Genomic DNA, 20360 nt, shown 5'->3' with positions numbered 1-20360 from the left:
GGGAGAAGCTTCAATAAGTATCAAGTCAAATCACTCGGACGCAGCAAAGCTGCGCCGGTGCTTGAAGCGTTAAACAACACAGAGGGAAATATGCCAATTATCTTCTGCAACATCGGATGGATGAAGAATTACAATGGTATATCCGGAGACTCTATTGAAAGAGGTGGAAAATATAACGAGCATTCAACCGGTCACGAGGTTTGTAATTTCACGAACATCAACGGAAATGTTTATGGATATGTGCAGCCTGTCGGCCGATCGATTAAAATCGAAAAAATTGGTGCTTCGAAGCAAGACGATAAGATAGACGGAGTTGATGTTGTATGGACTGCGGGCCCAGAAAGTGGAGGAACGGTAGTCGTGGGGTGGTACAAGGATGCAACGGTCTATCGCGATCTCCAATCAATAGAAAATCAGAATTCGAAACAGAAAAGAAATGGTGTGTCTAGCTATAGAATCAAAGCAAGTTGGGCTAATGCTGTTTTACTTCCAGTGGAAAAACGTGACTTGATAATTCCAAGAGCGGTGAAGGGTGGGATCGGACAAAGCAATGTTTGGTTTGCAGACAAGCAAGAAAGCCAGGAAATAGTAAATAGAACTATGGCGCTCATAAAGGGTGAAAGCTTGGATCTTCCTGATATAGATTTTAATAGAACTATCGAGGAAGGAAACCCTCGATTGGTCGCACATCTCCGGCGAGAGCGAAATCCCTCAATAATAAAAAAAAAGAAGGATTCTGTTCTCAAAGCCACTGGTAAATTAAGATGCGAGGTTTGTAGTTTCGACTTTAAGGATTTCTACGGAAAAATCGGAGAGGGTTTTTGTGAAGTTCACCATTTGCAGCCTTTATCAAAGGCGGATGGAATAGTCGAAACAAAACTTAGTGATTTAGCAGTTATTTGCTCAAATTGCCACAGGATTATCCACCGGTTAGACCCAATGCCAAGTATTGATAAGTTATCTAAGAAATTGGCCAAAAATGTTTAACAAGGTAAATCAGGATTACGCCTGGCGACAAATCTGTTCATGACGTTACCGAATAAATAATCTAGCGTGTTTCCGTCCAAAAACGAGTTTTGCTGAGCGCCAGATCTCTTATGAACTAACTCACTTAGATGCACAAAACCACTGGCATAATGCAGCGGGTTTTTTATTGCTCTAATGGGACATGACTATTACATGGTTAGGCATCATTTACCTCAATGGCTATTTTGCGGCTTTACTCTGTTGCTTCCATCTTTATTAAGCATCCACAGCAGCGAAAGCAAAGACTATCTAGGCTCAAATGGTGCGCTGTGCTAGGGTTAGTTTTTAATATTCGCCATGGAGGCTTGTTCAGTGCGTACACCTCGCAAACTCGCTGCCCACTACCGGGCCATCGTTAGCAGCATTGGCTTTTACCCTGCTATTATCATCACCTTGCTGTTGTGTTTAGCGATGCTGTTGGCGAGCATCGAATATCATGAGCTGGTGATGGCCTTAAAATCACAGTGGCCGATGTTGTTTGTTGCTGATTTAGACACCGCTAAAACGGTGCTTAACATTCTCGCCGGTGGTCTCATCTCGTTGACGGTGTTTAGTTTTTCTATGGTGATGGTGGTACTTAACAACGCCTCATCCACCCTCTCGCCTCGGGTATTACCCGGGCTCATTACCATGAAGTCGCACCAGTATGTGCTGGGGGTGTACTTAGGCAGTATTGTCTTTACCTTGGTCACCTTGATGAATATACACGCCGAAAATGGCGATACCCAGCCGCCATCCCTGGGCACCTTTATAGCCTTGATGCTCGGGCTTTACGCCTTGGCGCTATTTGTATTTTTTATTCATTCTATTTCCCGCTCCATACAAGTGGACAATGTGCTCAATACGCTGTTTTCGCAAACTCAGCAACAACTGCAAGCCATCGCCCAAGCACAACAGCCCGACATCGCGAAAAAACGCCCTGACTATACCCAGTGGTATCATATAAAAAGCCCTCAAGCTGGCTACTTTAAAGGTGTACATACACAGCAATTAAGTAAAATCTTGGCACAACATGACCTTGAACTGGTGGTTGAGATTGAGCCTGGCTTTTTTTGTGTCGAAGGCTTTCCCTACTTAGCGGTGAACAAAGATATCAGCGATGACAGTGAACTTTGTGAGCAAATTTGTAAGTGCAGTGTTTTTTATATCGAAGAGTATATTGGCGATCATTACAGTTATGGCATTCGCCAAATTGCTGAAATCGCCATTAAAGCGTTAAGCCCAGGGATAAACGACCCCGGCACCGCTGTTAAAGCGGTAGACATGTTGAGTATTTTAATTATCACTCGCCTGCGCATTGCCGATCACAATTACACCTTGGCGCACAGCGAGGAAGAAGCGGCCCCTAGATTGTGGTTCTATGAGCCCAGTATCGCTACTTTGTTAGAAGATAACTTTGACCCGATTCGCCACTACGGGCGCGAAGACACCACCATTTTAGTGAACCTTCTTGAGGCGCTAAAAAACATTCTGTTTGTGTGCGATGGTAATAAGGCTTACGTCGATGCTTTGTATCGCTATGTGCAAGCCACCGTATTCGATGCCGAGCACAACATCACTAACCCGTATGAACGAAAACGTATTAATGAGATGCTTGAACGTGTCAATGAAGTCGCGAAGCGGCGCGGTGATGATGTTCATCTAGCACTATCACCGCAACAACAAAGCTAAAGCTGCCAAGCGTAGCTGATTTTAGTAAAAAATGTACGCTCAGTGCGTTGCAGCTCATCCAGTGAGTCATCTTGATAGCCGCTGTCGGAATAGCCGAGATAGAATACCGACTGCGGATTCATTTTGTAGGAATACACCACCTGCGAGCCAAAATCGCGATTGCGCTTATGCACTTGCGAATAAAGGTAGGCTTGCTGGTTGCGGTCTATATCTTCAAACTGCCAGATGACCTTAAGCATGCTGCGAATATTGAATTTATAGTAAAGTCGCAAGTCCCACTGCTGGGCACGATAAACGGATTGCTCATTAACATCGAGCTCACTGTAATTGTAATTCACCTTAAGCTGCAAATGTTGGTTCACATCCCAGCTCAGGGAGTTTTCAATATCGGCTCCCTCACCAAGGCGAGCATTGCTGTAGTCGATACGTGAACCGTAATCGGCATAAAGCACATAGGTTAAATCTTGATGCGGGCGAATAGAGAACTGCACATAGCCATTATTTTGGATAAAGTATTCGCCGTAATAAAGCTCTTCGCTATGCCACATACCAAGCTCGTAAGTAGAGACCAAGGGCCCTTCAGCATATAAATAGCCTTCAAATTCTTGCTCAAGTAAATCGCCATCTAAATCAAAGCTTTTGTCCCACTCTAAATCATATTGCCACTTAGTGATGCGGGCGCCATCGTCACCGTACCAGGTTTGCCCGCCACCGAGCACGTACTCGCGAAAGTCAGCTTTAGGCTGATAGCCCATATCGGCGCGATAGTCTTCATCAATCTGTTGGTACTCGCCACGCAAGTTGTAATCACGCTTCGTGCGCTCAAGCGCCAAACTAATTGCCTTGCCGGACTGATTAGCAGCAACGTCCCAATTTTCGACAAACAGCGCGCTATTATCGGTGTCAGCATAAGACAGTCCGTAGTTAAAGGAGTCGCTGGCATTAAGGGCATAGGTGCCATCGAGGGCTGCGACGGTATTATGATAATCTCCCCCTTGGCGCTGCGTAAGCGTCATCCCTACGCCACTGCGCTGTCCCCAGTCATAACGGTAACGCGCCACCGCATTGGTGACATCATCTTGCAGTTGCGCCAGTGATGAGCCTTGATTACCTGGCAATAAAACAGAGGGGTTGGCATCATCGGCGACTAACGTGGCATAGGTATGCGCGCCCTGCTTGCCGGTGACTTTCACACCATAATCCGGCTCGGCGATGGTGCGGCTGTAAAATAGCTCTTGCTGGTTGGTGCGAAAATACGAGGAGCCATCTAAGAAAAACGGTCTTTTTTCGGCGTAATACAACGAAAAGTTGGTGTTTACATCGAGCTGCACAGCGTCAGCTTCTACCTGCGAAAAGTCCGGGTTAACCGTGGCATTAAGCAAGGTTTCATCATTGATACGCCAGCGTAAATCGGCGCCCACTTCAACATCAACATCGCTATTTTGCCAATCACCGGGAACGTGCTCTTTACTATCATGGCGGCTAGCACTGATATGCGGCGTAAATAACACATCACGATGCTCAGTGCGATTGGCAAGCCCGGTAATTTTATCAAATTGGCAAAAACTGCATTTTATATCAAGATCAAAGCCGACATTAGACAAGCGATAGAACACGTCCCGTGGGTAATTACGTGCAATGGAAATGCCCCAGGTAATGGGTTCATTTGTTTTTGGCAGGTTTAATACCGTCAGGGGTATTTTCATTTCTACCACATATCCATCGCTATGAATTTGCGCGGCGCTGTACCAAATGGCATCCCAACTGGGGTCTTCAACCCAGGTATCAAAGTCGGTTGCGAGAATATCGCCTTGAGCACCATAAGCATTAACGAAAAACTCAAAGGCATTGCGCTCATCATTTAGGCTATCGATGATGATACCGACGTTGTCGTCCTGCCATAACTCATCACGGTCTCGCAAGGCTCCACGAATGGCCTCAGGGTTAGGGTCCTTGGCATCGATGCCTAAATATAGGAATTGACCATCATCGAATAAATAGGCGGTTGTATTGACTGGGGAGGCAGCGCGCTCAAGGGGCTCATTCTGAGTGTTAACAGCGATTTGCGTGGCATTTTTCCACACATGCTCGTCAAGATTGCCATCGAGTTTTACTTGCTCTTGCAGGTGTGCCAGTGCAAATTGTTTTGCTGGAGGGTATGCAACAACCGTTGCGCTGAAAAGGCTGCAACACGCAGCCAATAATAACACGAAGCGCGCCATAAACGTCCTTATTGGTACTACACCACTGTCTGCGTGGTAATTTTACTTTATGTTAACAAACAAAAAACAAATTACCACCCCTGTGCGGTGAACTTTGTACCTTTTTTCATTTATAGCGCGTGGGCTGCCGTGTGCGGTTTTATAGCTTAACTAACGTGCCCTTAAGAGCCACACCGGCCATTAAAAAGCCAGCCCCACACTCAAATTGTTCACTGCTTTTAAATTCACGTTTTTTATAGTACGACTCAATACCCACGACGGCATTCATGCCTTCGCGCTGAGCGCGCTCTTGCAATGCTTTAAGCGCACTGAGCATCACCCACTCACAGGCTTCTTTGTCTGATTTATTAAAGGCATTGGTTTTCTTATTGGTCATAACCTCACCGAAGGTCTCTTTCGCCGCGCTGTGTGGTTGATCGGCAAAGTAAAGGGGCACATCCAATAGCGCATCCTTGGCTTTCGTGGTCGCTAACAAGTCGGCAATAGAGTACTTGCCGATATCATCTCGAGCCGCCACACTGTGCGATGTTGCGGCCACAAGCGCTGCCATTAATAAATATTTTTTCATTTCTTATCCTCTGTTGTTATAGAACTTCCATGCCAACCCAAAGCCAAAGGCAACACTGTGGTTACGCTCCACCAGTGGGCTATCACGCCACTTCGCATCCTTGATGCGATAATACTTTACAAACCCGCCAAACCACCAGCGCTTTGAGTCATAACTTAGCCCCATAGACACTTCTTCACCGCCATATCCGTTACCACTAGTGTATTCGCTGCGCAGTGAATTAGCGGCCGCCGTTGGCACTGCATAAAAGTAGTCGGCGTATTGTGAACTGGCATAATTAATTGCGAAACGGCTGGTTAACGTGATGCTTTGCGCTCCTTGTTGCCACAACCGCTGCCGCCACTGGACATAAGGTCCTGCCTTAAAGCCAATATCATCAATGCGGGTGAAATCCGTCGCCAGTGCCTTACGAGTAAACACGCCAAGCTTAAAGTAACTAGGTTGGTTATAGTGGCCGACGACATAATAATCCAATGCTGGGCCCAACTCGAACACCCAGTCCAAATCATCCATGCCATCGCGGGCTTTACTCTCACCGCTGTCTACTGCAATTCCAGCGGTGGCAGAGATATCCAAATGCCAGTTATTATGCTGCCATAAGTAACCGGTGGCGCTGCGCCTATCAAGGTTTAAGCGTTCAGAGCGATAGCGCACATAAGGCACTGGCAACGTGTAGCTTTTTGACTCACGGGCACCGATATAAAGCGGAATATCAGCATGAAATACCCCCGCCCCAAGCTCAAGCTCTGCACTAACACTCGAAGCGCTGTACAGCGCTAAAATAAACGCAAAGCACCGCGTTATCAGGCTCATGGCATGCGCTTAAAAATCAGGGATGTGTTAATGCCACCAAACGCAAAGTTATTACTCATGACATAGTCACACTGTAATTTGGTTGGCTGGCGCAGATAATCCAGCTGTGCACACTGTGGGTCAACACTCTCAAGGTTAACGGTAGGCGCAAACCACCCCTCACGCATCATTTCGATACTGGCCCACGCCTCGATGGCTCCACACGCGCCTAACGTGTGACCCAGGTAGCTTTTGAGCGAGCTAATGGGCTTACGGCCAAGGGCATTAAAGGTGGCATGAGATTCGGCAATGTCACCGCGATCGGTGGATGTGCCGTGAGCGTTAACATAGCCTATTTGTTCGCCATTAAGCTGGGCATCATCAAGGGCCATAGTAATTGCCGTTTGCATGGTATCGCTGGTCGGCTGGGTCACATGCTCACCATCGGAATTACAACCAAAACCGACGATTTCCGCATAAATCGTCGCACCACGTGCTTTGGCGTGCTCGTACTCTTCTAAAATCAGTGTTCCCGCACCCTCACCTATCACTAGCCCATCGCGGTCTTTATCAAACGGCCGAGGCGTATGCTTAGGTGCGTCATTACGACAACTGGTGGCGTATAAGGTATCGAATACGGCGGCTTCGGTCACACAGAGCTCTTCGGCGCCACCGGCAACCATGGCTTTTTGTCGACCGAACTTAATGGCCTCATAGGCATAGCCAATGCCCTGTGAGCCCGAGGTACAGGCGGAGCTGGTGGTGATCACCCGGCCTTTGATACCAAAGAACACGCCAATATTAACGGGCGCCGTATGGGCCATCATCTGAATATAGCTAGTTGCCGTCACGCCACTCATCTGCCCCGACTTCATCATATCAGCGAAGGCAATAAGCGGCGGCGTTGAGCCAGTTGACGAACCATAAGCAATGCCAGTATCGCCATTGGTAAGCGCCGGGTGCTCAAGCAAGCCTGATTGCGCCAATGCCCGCTCGGTGGCCACCGTGGCCATTAGGGCAACACGGCCCATAGAGCGCACCATCTTACGTTTATAGTGGCTAGGGCGCTGAAAGTGCGTCACCGGCGCCGCTAATTTGGTATTCAAATCAGCTACATCTTGCCATTGCTCCATCACTTTAACGGCGTTGTCGCCCTTCTCTAGCGCACTGCGCAGGCTCGGCCAGTCATCCCCTAGTGCCGTAATACAAGACATCCCTGTAACCACAACCCGTTTCATTACACTAACCCACCATTGACTGAAATAACTTGGCGGGTAATGTACGCCGCCGGATCAGAGGCTAAAAATGACACCGTTGCCGCGACCTCTTCAACATTGCCCATACGCCGCATCGGCACATGTTTTAATAGCTCCTTGGTATCGAGCTGCTCGGTCATTTCCGTGGCGATCAACCCGGGAGCGACACAGTTGACGGTGATTTTACGTTTTGCCAATTCCAGCGCTAATGCTTTTGTAGCACCGATGATCCCTGCTTTGGCGGCACTGTAATTCACTTGGCCGCGATTGCCAGCAATGCCCGATACCGAAGCCAGCGTAATAATACGTCCACCCTGACGGGCACTGACCATTGGCATGACCGCCGGGCGGACAACATTATAAAAACCATCTAAGCCAGTGCTAATAACCGTGTCCCATTCATCGTCGGTCATCGCCGGAAAGGCGGTGTCGCGCGTGACTCCAGCGTTACACACCACACCGTAATAAGCACCATGTTCGGCAATATCTTGCTCTATGCTTTGGCGTGCTGAGTCTCTATCAGTGACATCAAAGCACAGGACTCGCGCACTGCGGCCCATAGCTTGGATTTGCTCACTGACTTTTTGAGCTTGCTCACGCTGGGTGCGACAATGCAAGATGATGTCAAACCCTTGCTCGGCAAGGGCCAGCGCGATGGCCTTGCCTATACCTCGGCTTGAACCGGTGACTAAAATCGCTCTACTCATTGGTTTTCCTTAATAAACTTCATCGGGTCGGCAGGCTGAAATACATTAATTTTGGCTTCGAGATAACGCTCGTTATCGCATTCAATGGCGCAGTCGAAAACACTGAGCCCGGACTCGTCCTGCACCACTTGCGTGACATAAATATCCAGTGTGCTGCCAAGCTTAAAGACAGGCTTTAAACAGCGAATTTTTCGACTGCCTAATAAGAAGCCAATTTTAACACCACGCTGGTGCTGACAATCGTGAGCTCCAGCGTAGGCGGCGATACTCTGCGCCATATATTCGCTGCCGATATAACTTTGCACCCCATTGATATCACGCTGGTAAAAAGCACTGTCTGGGGTAATGGTCACTTGGCAATGGGCGCTGTCACTATCAAACGAAATCAGCTCATCAATCAACACCATGGGAGGGCGATGCGCCAGCAATTCGCTTATAGGTCGATGGTTGTTGGTCACGCTATTTCTCCAATAATGATACTGGCGTTATTGCCGCCAAAAGCAAAAGAGTTACTCATACATGTTTTCGGCCGTTCCCGGGTGGGTTGTTGTACAAGATTAATCGTCGCCAAGGAGGCATCAAGGGCATAGCCGCTATGATATGGCAGCGTTAGGGTCTTCCCTAAACGTTGCTGCTCTATCAGCAGCCAACATAATCCAGCCTCTATTGCGCCGGCAGCACCCAAGGTATGGCCGGTAAGATGCTTCGAGGAGCTCACCGGCGTTTGCGCGCCGATGACATCGGCAATGGCCCGTGCTTCCATGGCATCATTTTTTACCGTTGCAGTACCGTGGGCGTTGATGTAATCAATATCTGTGGCTGTCAAAGCCGCCTCGGCCAGCGCCTGGTGCATTGCCGCTATGGCACCTTTGCCTTGCGGCTCGGGTGCAGACATATGGTACGCATCGGAGCTACTGCCACAGCCTAATAACGCACAGCGCGCTGAGCCAAAATCCGCTGAGCGAGTCATAATGAATAAGCCCACACCTTCGCCAATATTAATGCCATCACGCTGCTGAGCAAAAGGCTGGCAAATCCCGGCGCTGGTCGATGCCAGTGCTTTAAAGCCATTGACGGTCAATTGGCATAAACTGTCTGCGCCGCCACAAATGACCGCATCGGCCAGCCCTGCTTGTAACATTGCTTTGGCGCTGCTCAGTGCTTTACTGCTAGAACTACAGGCGGTAGAAATACTGTAGCATGGCCCCTGTAAGGCAAGCTTGTTGCGAATATACTGCGCGGGGGCATCCAATGATTGCTGGTGGTAGTGATAATGCTTCGGCCAACTACCATGGCGGGCTTGCTGTGCTCGAGCACGCTCACCATCATAAATATCAGCGGTGCTGGTGCCGATGATTACGGCAATACGATGCGCTGCTACGCGGCTGCGCAGCTTATCTAAGGTATTAGTTAATTGCGCCAAAGCAAGGTCAATCATGGCGTTATTGCGCCCGGTGCTATCAAGGGGCAAATTAGCGACCTGACCTAAATAGGGGGTCATGCCCTCATTATCTAGCCCAGCGACTTGAGCCAAACCGCTGCGCTGTTCGCCGCTCAGGGCATCGAGATGGGCGCTGGTATCCGCTCCTAATGCGCTGACAAGCGCGAGGTCGTTTAACCAGGCGTTCATAACCCCACCTCGGTAAATATAATTTGGTATTGGTGCATATAATTAGTTAACGTTGTTGTGGCGCCTTGGTACTCTATGCGCAGTAATAGCGTGTGTGCACGTTTAATTTCCCTCACTCGGGTCGCGCCGCGCTGGAATTCCTGTATTTGCGCCCCCCTTAACTGCCCCTTGAGTTGCTGCATCGGCCAATGCACCAACTGTACATCGGCCAAAATGTACTCTGGGTCAATCGGCAGCGTGGCTAGCTGAGTGCTCACGCTGATTTTCTCATCATCACTATAGGCCATGGACAACAGCGGGATACCTGCCCCCGAGGTTAACACTAAGCGCAGCTCACCATTTTGATTGACGGCCAGTTGGCTCAGTAGTGTAGCACTGCGATCAGCCCGAGAAAAAGTCAGCTTTTTTTGCCACTGTTGCTGATGTAATGACGGCGGGGCAACACCCATATCGAAGCTCACCCCAGCGGCCAAGTCAACGCTGTTGGCGTTGCGCTCTGGCACCGTAGTACAAGCCGATAACACGGTGACAATAATTATCCATACAGCCCGCATTATTGAGCTTCCATGTTACACAGGGTCGCTAGCACATCAAGACGACGCTCACTTTGTGCCACATAGGGATTACTTTCATCCCATGCATAGCCTGCCAAAATGGCGCTGATCATACGCCGCACATCACTGCGCTGCTGTGGGTAAAAAATAACATCCTGAAAGCGGCCATCGTACCAAGCGAGGACAAAGGTTTTAAAGCACTCTACCCCTTGTTTAAGTGGTTGGGCGAAATCTTTGTCAAAATCCACTTTTTCGCCACGCAAAAAGCCATCGACAACCGGCGCTGCCAATGACGCCGATTTCAACGCAATCGTCACCCCGGATGAAAACACCGGATCAAGAAACTCCCCAGCATTCCCCAATAACGCATAGCGCTTGCCATACAAGCGATTGACATCCGCAGAATAGCCGCCTAAGCGCTGGGTATCAGTGATTGCCTGCGCCGAATCAAGCAACGCTGCTAGATTCGGCTCCTGGCCTACCAGGCGCCATAAGTTTTGTTGCCCACTGAGGGCCTCATCAAAGTACTCGGGCTCACCCACCACTCCTAAGCTGGCGCTACCATCGGCAAAAGGGATAAGCCAATACCAGATGTCGCGATGCTGCGGGTGCACGGAAATTAAGATCTTGTTTCTATCAAAATTTGCGGCGCTGATATGGTCGTTGATATGACAGAAATAGGCCGTTCTTGTGGGCAAACTAGAGCGGCGCTCTAGGTCAAGTAAGCGCGGCAACACCCGGCCAAAACCACTGGCGTCGAGCACAAATCGCGCTTGCAGCCGATAGCGTTGCTGTTCGCTGGCCACGGACAGTTCGATATGCTCATCATGTTCTTGCAGCGCTTCAACTCGATGGCCGTAGCGAATCTCCACCCCCTGGGCCTGGGCGGTATCGGCGAGCAACTTGTCAAACGCTGCACGTTTGACTTGATAAGTAGTGCCACGCCCTGCAGAGAACTTGTCGGTAAAGTCGATAGCGGTATCAGCTCCTTGATAATGAAACGCGGCGCCATTTTTAAACTGAAAACCCAGCTCTTCGGCATGCTTGTCCACGACCTCGTCCATGCCGGCTTCGCTAAGGTAGGCCATGCATTGCGGCAGTAGGCTCTCGCCAATGGAAAAGCGCGGAAAATGCTGACCTTCAAGCACCACCACGTGCCAACCACGCTGGCGCAATAAGGCACTGACTAACGCCCCAGAGGGACCAGCACCGATGACCACAACGTCCGTCTGTTCAGTCTGATTTATCATTTTTATTCTCAATACTTAGTGGCGCTACCCAGTAAACAACAATAAGCCCGATCAGCACGGCAGCACCAAATTGGCTGATAGCGGGGGTATTCGAAAACACTAACATCGCGAATACCGCCAAGGACGACAACGCTGACAGGCTAATGGCAACAAAGGTGGTCGGCTGGCGCCCTGATTGCTGATAAAAAATAAAATAATCAACAGCTAACGCTAACACTAGGATAAGCCCCAAGGTATGAAATACCGACAGGGGCATAACGACCGCAATAAGGGTTACCACCAGCAACGCGCTGAGCGCCAACCAAGCAACCATGGCAGCCCCTTTGCGCAGGCCAAAAAACGCTATAAATACAATGGCTATGGCCAGGACTGCGAGCGCTAAAGTCCAATGAATACTGTGATGAAAGTGCGCTAACATGGCGCTCAGCTGGCCGGGCACATCCACCAACTGCATATCTTCAAACTCTGCCAGATAACCGCTCAGCGAGGCATGTTCAAGCGCGCTGACGGTGCTCAATGAATAAAAATATGGGCCTTGTTTGATAGGCGCAAGAAATACATAGGCCAATGGCCCTTGAGCAAACTGCTCATAGCTCAACAGGGTATTGGCATCCGCTGGTAACGCAGCGCCGCGTAATTGCGCCAAAAAGCTAAACCGGCCCTGCTGCTGCGCCTGGCGATAAAGAGTTAAAGCCTGTTGTTGGCTTTGCTGGCTAGGCAGGGCCACGCTGAGACCCTGAAATCGCCCTTGATGCAGTTGCACAAAACTGCGCACGCGCTCTTCGTTTATTAATAACTGCTCGATGCTTTCGCCTCGCACTAGCACCTGAAACGTTGGCCCATCACCATTTAAGTACAAGTGATGGCGCTTTTGCGCTTGCATAAGCTGCGCTGAGCTTGCATTAAAGCTGGCGATAGAATCGTTGACTTGTGGCCATTGCACACTCAGCAACAGGCCACTCACGCCCGCAAGAGTCAAAACGATGGCACCTTTGCGCCGGCGCAGTCGAGCAAACAAGGTTAATGCGCAATCAGCAGTACTCAGTGCCAAGGGGCGTAATTGCGTAGGTCGCTGGGCGCGGATCACCACAAAGCGCACGAAAAACCAAGCGCCGCACAATCCAGCAACAATAAAAATAGCGACATCTTGCAATAAGCTCATCGGCGCGGTGAAAAAGCAGGCGTAGCCGAGTGCTGTCGAGCCAAGAGCCAGCAATAACCCGCGTTTCAGTGCTACGCTGTAGCTATTGCTTTTTTTGGCTCTGTCGCTCAGCGCATGCAGCGCGTAATCGATGGCGACACCAATTAACGTCGTGGCGAACACTAAACTCAATACATGCAGTTGTTGGCGCAGCAATAAAAGCGCTAGCGCGCCTGCGAGCACTGCACTGCTTACGGTTAATAAACTCACCCACAGTGGCCAAACGCCGCGTATGGCGAGCAATACAAAAACAGCGAGTAACACCAGGCTCGCCAAGCCAAAGCGATTCATCTCCCATTGCGCTTGCTCGGCGTTTTCACTGTTATGAAATAGCACTCCAGAGTATTCAATCTCGGTTTCTGGGTGGCCTTGGCGAAGCGTACGAACCGCGCTGACAAGCTCCGCTGCCAGGGCATTGTTTTGCCATATTGTTGCTGTCGTCGTCACCTCACTGACCAGCAGCCAAACGGGAGGCTTATCTCCTTGACGCCATTGTAACTTACCATCGACGAGCCCTAATTGCTGACCTGTTGCAAAGGTGTCTAAAAAGCTAAAGGTTGCTAAGGATGGGTCGTCACTGATACTGCTTGATAACCAAGGTGAGGCAGTTTGCGATAATTGCCGCTGAGCATAGTGACTAAAGGCCGTGGGTGAGCGCAGCGCTTGTTGATAGCCCTCGCTCATGAGCGCGCCACGATAAGGCTGGTAGAACTCGGTGATACGCTTAAGTGTCGGTTGCACCTTAACCTTAAGCGACGGGTGTTGTTGCAGTTGCTGCGCCAGCTCATGATAAGCATTGACCGCCGTTTTGCCACTGAAGGAAAACACCAACTGGTTTTGCGCCGTACTTGATAGCTGCTGTTGCGCGCTATAAAACTGCGCATCGAGGGCTTGGGTGGGCTGGCGCTCCAATAAGGCCACCATATCAGCACTGATACGCACTTCTTTCAGTGTCCACACCGCTACTGTGCAAAGCAGCAGGAAGGTGGGCCAAAGTATGATGCCTACAGACCTTGCCCAGCTGCTCACTGCGTCGCTCCATTAGGGGTAAGGATGATTTCAGTGCGAGTGCCTTTTCGCTCATACAAGCCAATAAAACGCACCTGCTGTTGGTTGTCTTGGCAGCTGATAAGATGCGTGAACAGGCTTTTTAACTCTTGGCTCTGCGCCAACAGTTTAAGGCATGACCAAGGCTTGGCGGCAATCCGCTCGGGCCGGGGCGCAGGCTCACTAATAAAAAACTGCGCCAGTTGCTGCGGGTCCTGCTGTAATAGTGCCTGTAATAAAGAGCTATAAGCACCACTTTGCGCCTGTTTAACAAATTGATCTTCATCTTGGCGCTCGAACACCCCCTCACTATTGATACGCAGTTCATTTTCTATCGGCGTTTGGGTGTGCCACCAAAGTTGCTGCGCCGTGAGACGATAACTGCCGGTGCTGACAAAAGCGTTATCAAAGCCAGCGAAGTGCTTATGTTGCTCAAACTGCCCTTGCTGCGCCACAGCCATAAAGGAGCACAGCATCATCAACACCGAGAGCCACTTACTCACGATAACACCTGCGCTAGCTTGTCACTGATAATGCGTGGTGACACAAATTGCATCTCTTGGGTGGCTCTATCGACCGCCACTTGCACGGTATAGGCCTTCGTGAGGCGCTTATTCGAGGCACTGTCGAAGATCACGTAGTCAATCTTCAGCCGTGTTTCATATTCTTTTAGGTAAGCCTCGACACGAATGCGCTGCGTAAAAGAGGCCGAGCCTACGTACTTAATACGCATATCGACAATAGGCCAATCATAACCAGAATCGCGCATTTGCAAATAGTCGTAATCGAACTTGCGCAACAACTCACAACGCGCGACCTCAAGGTAGCGGGCATAATTACCATGCCAAACAATTTGCATTGGGTCGCAATCGTGAAATGGGATCTCAATATCAACGGCTGCGCTCAATAGCGTATTTTTTTTATTCATAAAGGGTCCAACGCTGGTTTTGAATGTACTCGACGGTTTGCCGCAGGGTGCTCTCCAGTGGCCGGTCTTCTTCGAGATTAGCAAAATAACCACTGATGTCTTGATACATGCTCGTTATGTCTTCGCTGAGCGCACTTTGTTGCAACTCGCCGCGCTGAATACGCAGCCGCAGACCTTGCACGGCCGCCAACAGCGTGCATGCTAATACTTGCTCGGTCAACTCCAACACCCGCAGACAATCTCTAGCGGCGATGGTGCCCATACTCACCTTATCCTGATTGTGACATTCGGTGGAGCGGGAAAAAACACTTGCCGGCATGGTTAACTTCAACGCCTCGGCGGTAAACGCCGATGCGCCGATCTGCACCGCTTTAAAGCCGTGGTTAATATAGCGGCGCTGCTGTTGGGCATCACTCAGGTTACTGGGCAAGCCGTTGTTATAACGGGTGTCCACCAAGGACGCTATTTGCCGGTCGGCAAGATCGGCTAAATTAGCCACCGCATTTTTCATGCTGTCCATGGCCATGGCGATATGGCCGCCATAGAAATGCCCGCCGTGCAGCACATGCTCCCCTTCACCATCGATAATGGGGTTATCGTTCGCGGAGTTCAGCTCATTTTCAATAAATTGTCGGAACCACGGCAAGCTATCGGCCAATACGCCAATAATATGCGGTGCGCAGCGAATAGAGTATCTATCTTGCAAGCGGTCGGCATTGCGGGGGTGGCTATAGTGGTTAAGGTCGTCTCGGATCCACTTTGCCACTTGCTGTTGGCCGCTGTGCGGTTTCACCGAGAACAGAATCTCATCAAAGTGATGGCTATTGCCTTTGAGGGCGATAGAGCTCAAGGCGGTGATACGAGTGGCTAACTTTACGGCATAACTGGCACGCTCAAAGGCAAGGCAGGCCACTGCGGTCATCACCGCTGTGCCATTCATCATCGCTAAGCCTTCTTTAGGACGTAGCGTAATCGCCGTTAAGCCGCTTTGTGCAAATGCCTCTTGGGCGCTCATCACTTGCTCGTTAAAGCGTACCTCACGCTCACCAACTAAAGCACCGGCCACGTAAGACAAAGGCGTTAAATCGCCACTGGCCCCCACCGACCCCTCTTGCGGGATAAGCGGTAAAATGTCGTGGTTAATCATATCGCGCAGTAAGTGCAACAGCTCCCAGCTAACACCTGAGTAGCCTTGCGTCAGTGATGCTAAACGGGTCGCGAGAATCGCCCGCGTTTGCGCAGCACTGAAGTGTGCGCCTAAGCCGCAGCCATGAAAGCGGGTTAAATGCAGCGGCAGCTCTTTGACCAAATCAAGAGGAATATCTACAGTCACCGAGTCGCCATAGCCTGTGGTCACCCCGTAAATGACGCCCTCTTTTTCTAAGAGTTGATCTAAAAACGCAACCCCTGCATCAATCTTGCGCTGCAGATGCGCTGAGGTGCTTATCTCTGCATTCACTGAAGCATGGGCAAAGGCGACAATATCTTCAATGCGCAACGGCTTTTCGCCGAAATGAATCGTTTGACGGCTAGACACGAATTAGCTCTCCTTGTGGCGCGCGCTGTGCTCATCACGCTGCCAAAAATCAAAAAAATTAAACCATTGGTAAGGGTACTGCTGCACAACAGTCTCTAGCTCCTGCACGTAATCTTGGATTATTTTCTCCAGCGCCTGTTGCCTGCTCTTGCGCGGTAACGACAAGCCGTCGCTGTATTTGTTAAAGTGCACATCAAAGCTGCGTCCGTTGCGCATGCAAAATAGCCAATAAATGGGGCACTCCAGTAGCGCAGCTAAAATAAAAGGCCCTTGCGCGAACGGCGCGGAGCGGCCTAAAAATGGGCAGTATTGTACGCGCCCGATTGCCGTGGTGCTGGTTCGATCACCGACGATAACCACAAACTCCCCCTGCTCAACCTTGGTTTTCAGTAAAATTGCCAAGTCCGGGCCGAGTTCACTTACCTGGATAAGGTTAACTGAGACATTGGGGTTAATGCGTTGCAAGGTGCGGTTAAACTCCACTGCATGATGGGTAAACACCAACACATTGATTACGCAGTGACTATGGCGCATACCTAACGCCCGGCACACCTCCAAGTTTCCCAGGTGGGAGCCAATAAAAATAGCCCCTTGCTTATGCGCCACTAAATCATCAAACAAATGCTGATTACGGTAATTGATTTGCGCTGGGCTAATGCGACCCAGCCAAGCATCTATTTTATCAAAGGCACTATCGGCAAAGGTACAAAAATGTTTCAGCCCGGTGCTAAAACGCCACGGTGGCTGAGTGCTGTTGTAATCATGTAAATTCTGCCAGTACTGCTTTGCGGCTGCGCGCGCCTTGCCCCCGGTAAGGTAAAAGTAAAACACCACAGGAAAAAGAAACACCCACAGCACCTTGCGACCAAAGAGCTTATAGACCGCCAATAAAAACTGCATGCCCCAGTAACTGCCGCGTTCCTGCATTTTCGACCAATGTGTATGGCTCATGAGTCTACCCTGGGTTTGCGCAGCAATAACTTAGGTAGCCGAGGCAGCATGGCGAAAAATAATCGCGTATGCAGCCAGCTAATTTTGAGATTATCGTGCAACGGCTGAAAGTGTGACACGCCCTGCTCTGGATAGATCACCTGGGTATCGATAAACAGCGAAGGAACACCTCGCCAATACAGACGCACCATGACCTCAATATCAAAGTCCATACGCGTCCCCAAGGCACGGCTATCAAACAAGGCGATACACGGGGCCAGTGGATAAACACGAAAGCCACACATGGAGTCTTTAATCGACAGGCTTAGTGTTTCCACCCACACCCAAAAGTGGGTGATATAGCGACTTAAATAGCGATGCTTGGGCACCGACTCATCATACACCGGACGACCGCTGATAAGGCAATGGGGGTGAGCCTTGGCTTTAGCGATAAGCTTTTGCATATCAGCCAAACAATGTTGACCATCGGCGTCTACTTGCAAGGCATGAGTGTACCCTTGAGCATAGGCCCAGCGCAGCCCAGTTTGCACCGCCGCGCCTTTGCCACCATTAACCTGGTGCCTAAGTAAATGTAAACAATCAAAACGCTCGCTTAACTGCTGCAAATAACGCTGTGCTGAAACTGCACTGCCATCATCCACCATCACAATATCTAGGCCCATAGGCGCAAGTTCAGCAATGACATCGGCAATCACCTGCGTATGGTTATAGTTGGGGATCACAATGCACAGTTTCATGCGTCACTCGCAAACACAATACGACCGCTGGCATGCTGGCCTTTGTGCGAATAATACCGAAAAGTGAACTTATGCTCGCTTTTTTTCTCAAGCGCTAAGGTCACTTCCAGCCCTGGGGTCATGACCACCTGAAACTTGAGGACTTCGACATTTTCAACCGCATTTTGGTAGCCAAAATATTTGCGTCCATAGTGGATGGCCCAATCCAGTTGCACCACCCCGGCCAAAATCGGCGCATCGGGAAAGTGGCCCTTAAAGTAATCAAGCTGGGGCGCAAGCGATAAGGTTAGCAATACCTCATCCGCTTGCTCATCAACGCCAACAATATCGGGGTGAGTGACTTTAAAATCAGTCAAAATACGACTCCAGTTCACTGGGCACTAATTTGCCTTGTGAGTTGTAAGGTAAGCTTTGTAGATAGCGCCATTTACGCGGCAAACAGACCGCTTCAAATTCTTGACCAAGGTGCACTTTTAGGGTTTGGCTAATATGTTTACGCGGACATTGTTCGAACTGATGTAGGCCCTCGCGAGTGAGCACCACAAGCGCGCCAAGGCGGCCCGTACTTAGCTGCATAATGGCCGCATGCTTGACCCAGGGGTGAGCTATTAGCCGGGCCTCCATACCCACCAAGTTCACCCGCTTTTCCGCCACTTTAACAGTGCGGTCGGCGCGCCCTAAAAGCATAAACTCGCCGTTGCTTAACAGCTGAACTTTGTCATCTAAGCGCATTGGCTCGTCTAACAATGGCGATTTTAGTGTTAATTGTCCGTTGTGACGCACCAAGGTAACACCTGGGAACGGCTGCCAAGGTACAGCGCAGCTGGTGCTGACTTGGCGATAAGCAATGCCACCGGTTTCTGTGCTGCCATACACTTGGATTATGGCGCGCTCGAACTGCTGATACAATTGTGTTGCATCGCTGTCCTCTAGCGGTCCACCGGAAGAAAATAGCAGTGCGAGATTGCTGCGCTTGCCACCGAGGACATTATCTTGCACTAACCGCGAATACTGCGCTGGGGAGGCAATCAGCACCCAGTTGTTAGGCGCTTGAGAATCAATATACTGCGCTAGGTGCTCAGGATAGTGGAACATTGGTCCGTGCCAGCAATGGCCGAAACGGGCGGGCCACAATACTTTAAAAAGTAGACCGTAAATATGCTGATGGGAAACCATAGCCACAAACCGTGGTGAGTCAGCAGCAAGGCGAGCCATAAAGGTTTGCTCGAGTGTGTTGAGCTCGCGATTTATCGCTGTCCAGGTTTTGTATATGGCTTTCGCGGGGCCGCTGCTTCCTGAGGTAAAGAAGATCAACCGACCGCTTATTTTATCATTCGGCCAATAGATATTGTCATTGCGCTGTTCGGCCAATGATGAGCTGGACGTATCGTCGAGCGCCTCATCGATATAGCTAAACCCGCCTTCAGAGGCTGCACTGTGTTCGCCGCAAAAAAATGCGCTTAACTCACGCATTCTCACCAGGGTCTGCGGTTGCGCATTAGGCGGTAAGATAATGTCTATGGGGGTTTGTGCTAACGCCATGAGGCGGATAAAGAATTCAACGCTGTCGCTGTGATACAGCACCACCGCTGTACTCATATCTAGCTTTTTATAATGTGCGCTAAACGCATTGATACGCTTAATCAGTGTATCAGCAGCGATGAAGGCGTTCTCGTCACTGGCACAATTTGGCGCCAATAGGTCGATTAATTTATTTAAGCTGTCCATTGCTCTTTAACCACATTCTATAAGCAAACTCACCGCCACCCAAAATGCCCATCGCTATATAGGCGACTAAGCCATTGTACACAGTCCAAAGCACCATATCTTCTAGTAGCACGGTGTAGGCAGCAAGAGCCGCATTGAGCACAAAGAAAACGGACCATATTTGCGTCACTCGATAGGTATAACGCACGCCTTGGTCGCTTAATTGTGGCTCGCGCAGTCTTGCAAAGCGCTCTATCATGCTGGGTTTATGCACCAGTGTATAAGCGAACGCTGCCGCCATAACAAGATTAACAATCACCGGATACCATTGCAGTCGCTGAGGCTGTGCGCTCACTAAGGCACTGGCCACTAAAATAACGCCTGCCACGGAAGTGGGTAATAGCCAGCCACCCAGCACTTGAATACGCAAGCTCAAAGCGGCACGAATAATAAGCAAAGCCAATAACAGCCACATGATTTGTTGACTATATCCTTGGGATAAACCGAGATACACCAATACAGGGTAAGCCAGCAAACAAATAGACAGCAGCGTGTTAATAATTGCTTTGAGCATGA

The 20360-nt window shown here is 49.9% G+C and carries 20 protein-coding genes; 2 read left to right on the top strand and 18 right to left on the bottom strand.

Annotation, left to right across the window (positions count from 1 at the left end):
- Window positions 1-57: 57 nt before the first annotated feature.
- Window positions 58-987: an HNH endonuclease gene (locus FIU82_RS16720; protein ID WP_367648289.1), complete on the top strand. Its 930-nt coding sequence runs from the start codon at window positions 58-60 to the stop codon at window positions 985-987.
- A gap of 351 nt (window positions 988-1338) precedes the next feature.
- Window positions 1339-2697 carry a DUF2254 domain-containing protein gene (locus FIU82_RS16715; RefSeq protein WP_152441679.1) on the top strand — a complete coding sequence of 453 codons (1359 nt, stop codon included), beginning with the start codon at window positions 1339-1341 and terminating at the stop codon, window positions 2695-2697.
- On the opposite strand, the gene FIU82_RS16710 is transcribed toward FIU82_RS16715, so the two are convergent.
- The 18 genes from FIU82_RS16710 to FIU82_RS16625 form a co-directional block, all read right to left on the bottom strand.
- The gene (locus FIU82_RS16710; protein ID WP_152441678.1) at window positions 2694-4919 is read right to left on the bottom strand and encodes a carbohydrate binding family 9 domain-containing protein; all 2226 of its coding nucleotides are present in this window, start codon (window positions 4917-4919) and stop codon (window positions 2694-2696) included. The two genes, FIU82_RS16715 and FIU82_RS16710, sit on opposite strands and share 4 nt — an antisense overlap.
- A gap of 139 nt (window positions 4920-5058) precedes the next feature.
- A complete protein-coding gene (locus FIU82_RS16705) occupies window positions 5059-5487 on the bottom strand; it encodes an excinuclease ABC subunit A (RefSeq protein WP_022943864.1) in 429 nt (142 codons plus the stop codon).
- Between the two features lie 3 nt (window positions 5488-5490).
- The gene (locus tag FIU82_RS16700; protein WP_152441677.1) at window positions 5491-6300 is read right to left on the bottom strand and encodes a MipA/OmpV family protein; all 810 of its coding nucleotides are present in this window, start codon (window positions 6298-6300) and stop codon (window positions 5491-5493) included.
- The gene (locus FIU82_RS16695; RefSeq protein ID WP_053909358.1) at window positions 6297-7517 is read right to left on the bottom strand and encodes a beta-ketoacyl-ACP synthase; all 1221 of its coding nucleotides are present in this window, start codon (window positions 7515-7517) and stop codon (window positions 6297-6299) included. The genes FIU82_RS16700 and FIU82_RS16695 overlap by 4 nt, the downstream gene beginning before the upstream one ends.
- Window positions 7517-8242: a 3-ketoacyl-ACP reductase FabG2 gene (locus tag FIU82_RS16690; protein ID WP_022943861.1), complete on the bottom strand. Its 726-nt coding sequence runs from the start codon at window positions 8240-8242 to the stop codon at window positions 7517-7519. The genes FIU82_RS16695 and FIU82_RS16690 overlap by 1 nt, the downstream gene beginning before the upstream one ends.
- On the bottom strand, window positions 8239-8700 hold the full coding sequence (locus FIU82_RS16685; protein WP_130146902.1) for a hotdog family protein: 462 nt from the start codon (window positions 8698-8700) through the stop codon (window positions 8239-8241). The genes FIU82_RS16690 and FIU82_RS16685 overlap by 4 nt, the downstream gene beginning before the upstream one ends.
- Window positions 8697-9872, bottom strand: coding sequence for a beta-ketoacyl-ACP synthase (locus FIU82_RS16680; protein ID WP_152441676.1), 1176 nt, complete (start codon window positions 9870-9872; stop codon window positions 8697-8699). Before FIU82_RS16680 ends, FIU82_RS16685 begins: the two co-directional genes overlap by 4 nt.
- Window positions 9869-10426, bottom strand: a complete 558-nt coding sequence (locus FIU82_RS16675) for a DUF3261 domain-containing protein (protein WP_152441675.1) — start codon at window positions 10424-10426, stop codon at window positions 9869-9871. Before FIU82_RS16675 ends, FIU82_RS16680 begins: the two co-directional genes overlap by 4 nt.
- Window positions 10426-11676, bottom strand: coding sequence for an NAD(P)/FAD-dependent oxidoreductase (locus FIU82_RS16670; protein WP_152441674.1), 1251 nt, complete (start codon window positions 11674-11676; stop codon window positions 10426-10428). Before FIU82_RS16670 ends, FIU82_RS16675 begins: the two co-directional genes overlap by 1 nt.
- Window positions 11660-13906, bottom strand: a complete 2247-nt coding sequence (locus FIU82_RS16665; protein ID WP_152441673.1) for a hypothetical protein — start codon at window positions 13904-13906, stop codon at window positions 11660-11662. Before FIU82_RS16665 ends, FIU82_RS16670 begins: the two co-directional genes overlap by 17 nt.
- Window positions 13903-14427 (bottom strand): hypothetical protein, encoded by a 525-nt coding sequence (locus tag FIU82_RS16660; RefSeq protein ID WP_152441672.1) that lies wholly within the window; start codon window positions 14425-14427, stop codon window positions 13903-13905. Before FIU82_RS16660 ends, FIU82_RS16665 begins: the two co-directional genes overlap by 4 nt.
- Window positions 14424-14852, bottom strand: a complete 429-nt coding sequence (locus tag FIU82_RS16655) for a thioesterase family protein (RefSeq protein WP_152441671.1) — start codon at window positions 14850-14852, stop codon at window positions 14424-14426. Before FIU82_RS16655 ends, FIU82_RS16660 begins: the two co-directional genes overlap by 4 nt.
- The gene (gene hutH, locus FIU82_RS16650) at window positions 14845-16389 is read right to left on the bottom strand and encodes a histidine ammonia-lyase (protein ID WP_152441670.1); all 1545 of its coding nucleotides are present in this window, start codon (window positions 16387-16389) and stop codon (window positions 14845-14847) included. The genes FIU82_RS16655 and hutH overlap by 8 nt, the downstream gene beginning before the upstream one ends.
- A 3-nt stretch (window positions 16390-16392) precedes the next feature.
- Window positions 16393-17340 carry an acyltransferase gene (locus FIU82_RS16645; RefSeq protein WP_152441669.1) on the bottom strand — a complete coding sequence of 316 codons (948 nt, stop codon included), beginning with the start codon at window positions 17338-17340 and terminating at the stop codon, window positions 16393-16395.
- On the bottom strand, window positions 17337-18077 hold the full coding sequence (locus FIU82_RS16640) for a glycosyltransferase family 2 protein (RefSeq protein WP_152441668.1): 741 nt from the start codon (window positions 18075-18077) through the stop codon (window positions 17337-17339). The genes FIU82_RS16645 and FIU82_RS16640 overlap by 4 nt, the downstream gene beginning before the upstream one ends.
- The gene (locus tag FIU82_RS16635) at window positions 18074-18433 is read right to left on the bottom strand and encodes a thioester dehydrase (protein WP_152441667.1); all 360 of its coding nucleotides are present in this window, start codon (window positions 18431-18433) and stop codon (window positions 18074-18076) included. The genes FIU82_RS16640 and FIU82_RS16635 overlap by 4 nt, the downstream gene beginning before the upstream one ends.
- Entirely contained in the window at window positions 18426-19805 is a 1380-nt protein-coding gene (locus FIU82_RS16630; RefSeq protein ID WP_152441666.1) for an AMP-binding protein, read from the bottom strand. Before FIU82_RS16630 ends, FIU82_RS16635 begins: the two co-directional genes overlap by 8 nt.
- Complete coding sequence (locus FIU82_RS16625; protein WP_152441665.1) at window positions 19789-20358, bottom strand: hypothetical protein; 570 nt, start codon at window positions 20356-20358, stop codon at window positions 19789-19791. The genes FIU82_RS16630 and FIU82_RS16625 overlap by 17 nt, the downstream gene beginning before the upstream one ends.
- Window positions 20359-20360 lie beyond the last annotated feature (2 nt).

It is taken from the genome of Pseudoalteromonas sp. THAF3 (genome assembly GCF_009363775.1).
GTDB classification, from domain to species: domain Bacteria; phylum Pseudomonadota; class Gammaproteobacteria; order Enterobacterales; family Alteromonadaceae; genus Pseudoalteromonas; species Pseudoalteromonas ruthenica.
The sequence above is the reverse complement of the archived record's forward strand: the minus strand, read 5'-3'. Positions and strand labels throughout refer to the sequence as shown.

Coding starts and splice junctions, on each gene's coding strand:
- FIU82_RS16695 (WP_053909358.1), bottom strand. CDS start 7,517: ATGAAACGGGTTGTGGTTACAGGGATGTCTTGTATTACGGCACTAGGG.
- FIU82_RS16655 (WP_152441671.1), bottom strand. CDS start 14,852: ATGAATAAAAAAAATACGCTATTGAGCGCAGCCGTTGATATTGAGATC.
- FIU82_RS16625 (WP_152441665.1), bottom strand. CDS start 20,358: ATGCTCAAAGCAATTATTAACACGCTGCTGTCTATTTGTTTGCTGGCT.
- FIU82_RS16675 (WP_152441675.1), bottom strand. CDS start 10,426: ATGCGGGCTGTATGGATAATTATTGTCACCGTGTTATCGGCTTGTACT.
- FIU82_RS16670 (WP_152441674.1), bottom strand. CDS start 11,676: ATGATAAATCAGACTGAACAGACGGACGTTGTGGTCATCGGTGCTGGT.
- FIU82_RS16705 (WP_022943864.1), bottom strand. CDS start 5,487: ATGAAAAAATATTTATTAATGGCAGCGCTTGTGGCCGCAACATCGCAC.
- FIU82_RS16680 (WP_152441676.1), bottom strand. CDS start 9,872: ATGAACGCCTGGTTAAACGACCTCGCGCTTGTCAGCGCATTAGGAGCG.
- FIU82_RS16630 (WP_152441666.1), bottom strand. CDS start 19,805: ATGGACAGCTTAAATAAATTAATCGACCTATTGGCGCCAAATTGTGCC.
- FIU82_RS16710 (WP_152441678.1), bottom strand. CDS start 4,919: ATGGCGCGCTTCGTGTTATTATTGGCTGCGTGTTGCAGCCTTTTCAGC.
- FIU82_RS16640 (WP_152441668.1), bottom strand. CDS start 18,077: ATGAAACTGTGCATTGTGATCCCCAACTATAACCATACGCAGGTGATT.
- FIU82_RS16690 (WP_022943861.1), bottom strand. CDS start 8,242: ATGAGTAGAGCGATTTTAGTCACCGGTTCAAGCCGAGGTATAGGCAAG.
- FIU82_RS16645 (WP_152441669.1), bottom strand. CDS start 17,340: ATGAGCCATACACATTGGTCGAAAATGCAGGAACGCGGCAGTTACTGG.
- FIU82_RS16700 (WP_152441677.1), bottom strand. CDS start 6,300: ATGAGCCTGATAACGCGGTGCTTTGCGTTTATTTTAGCGCTGTACAGC.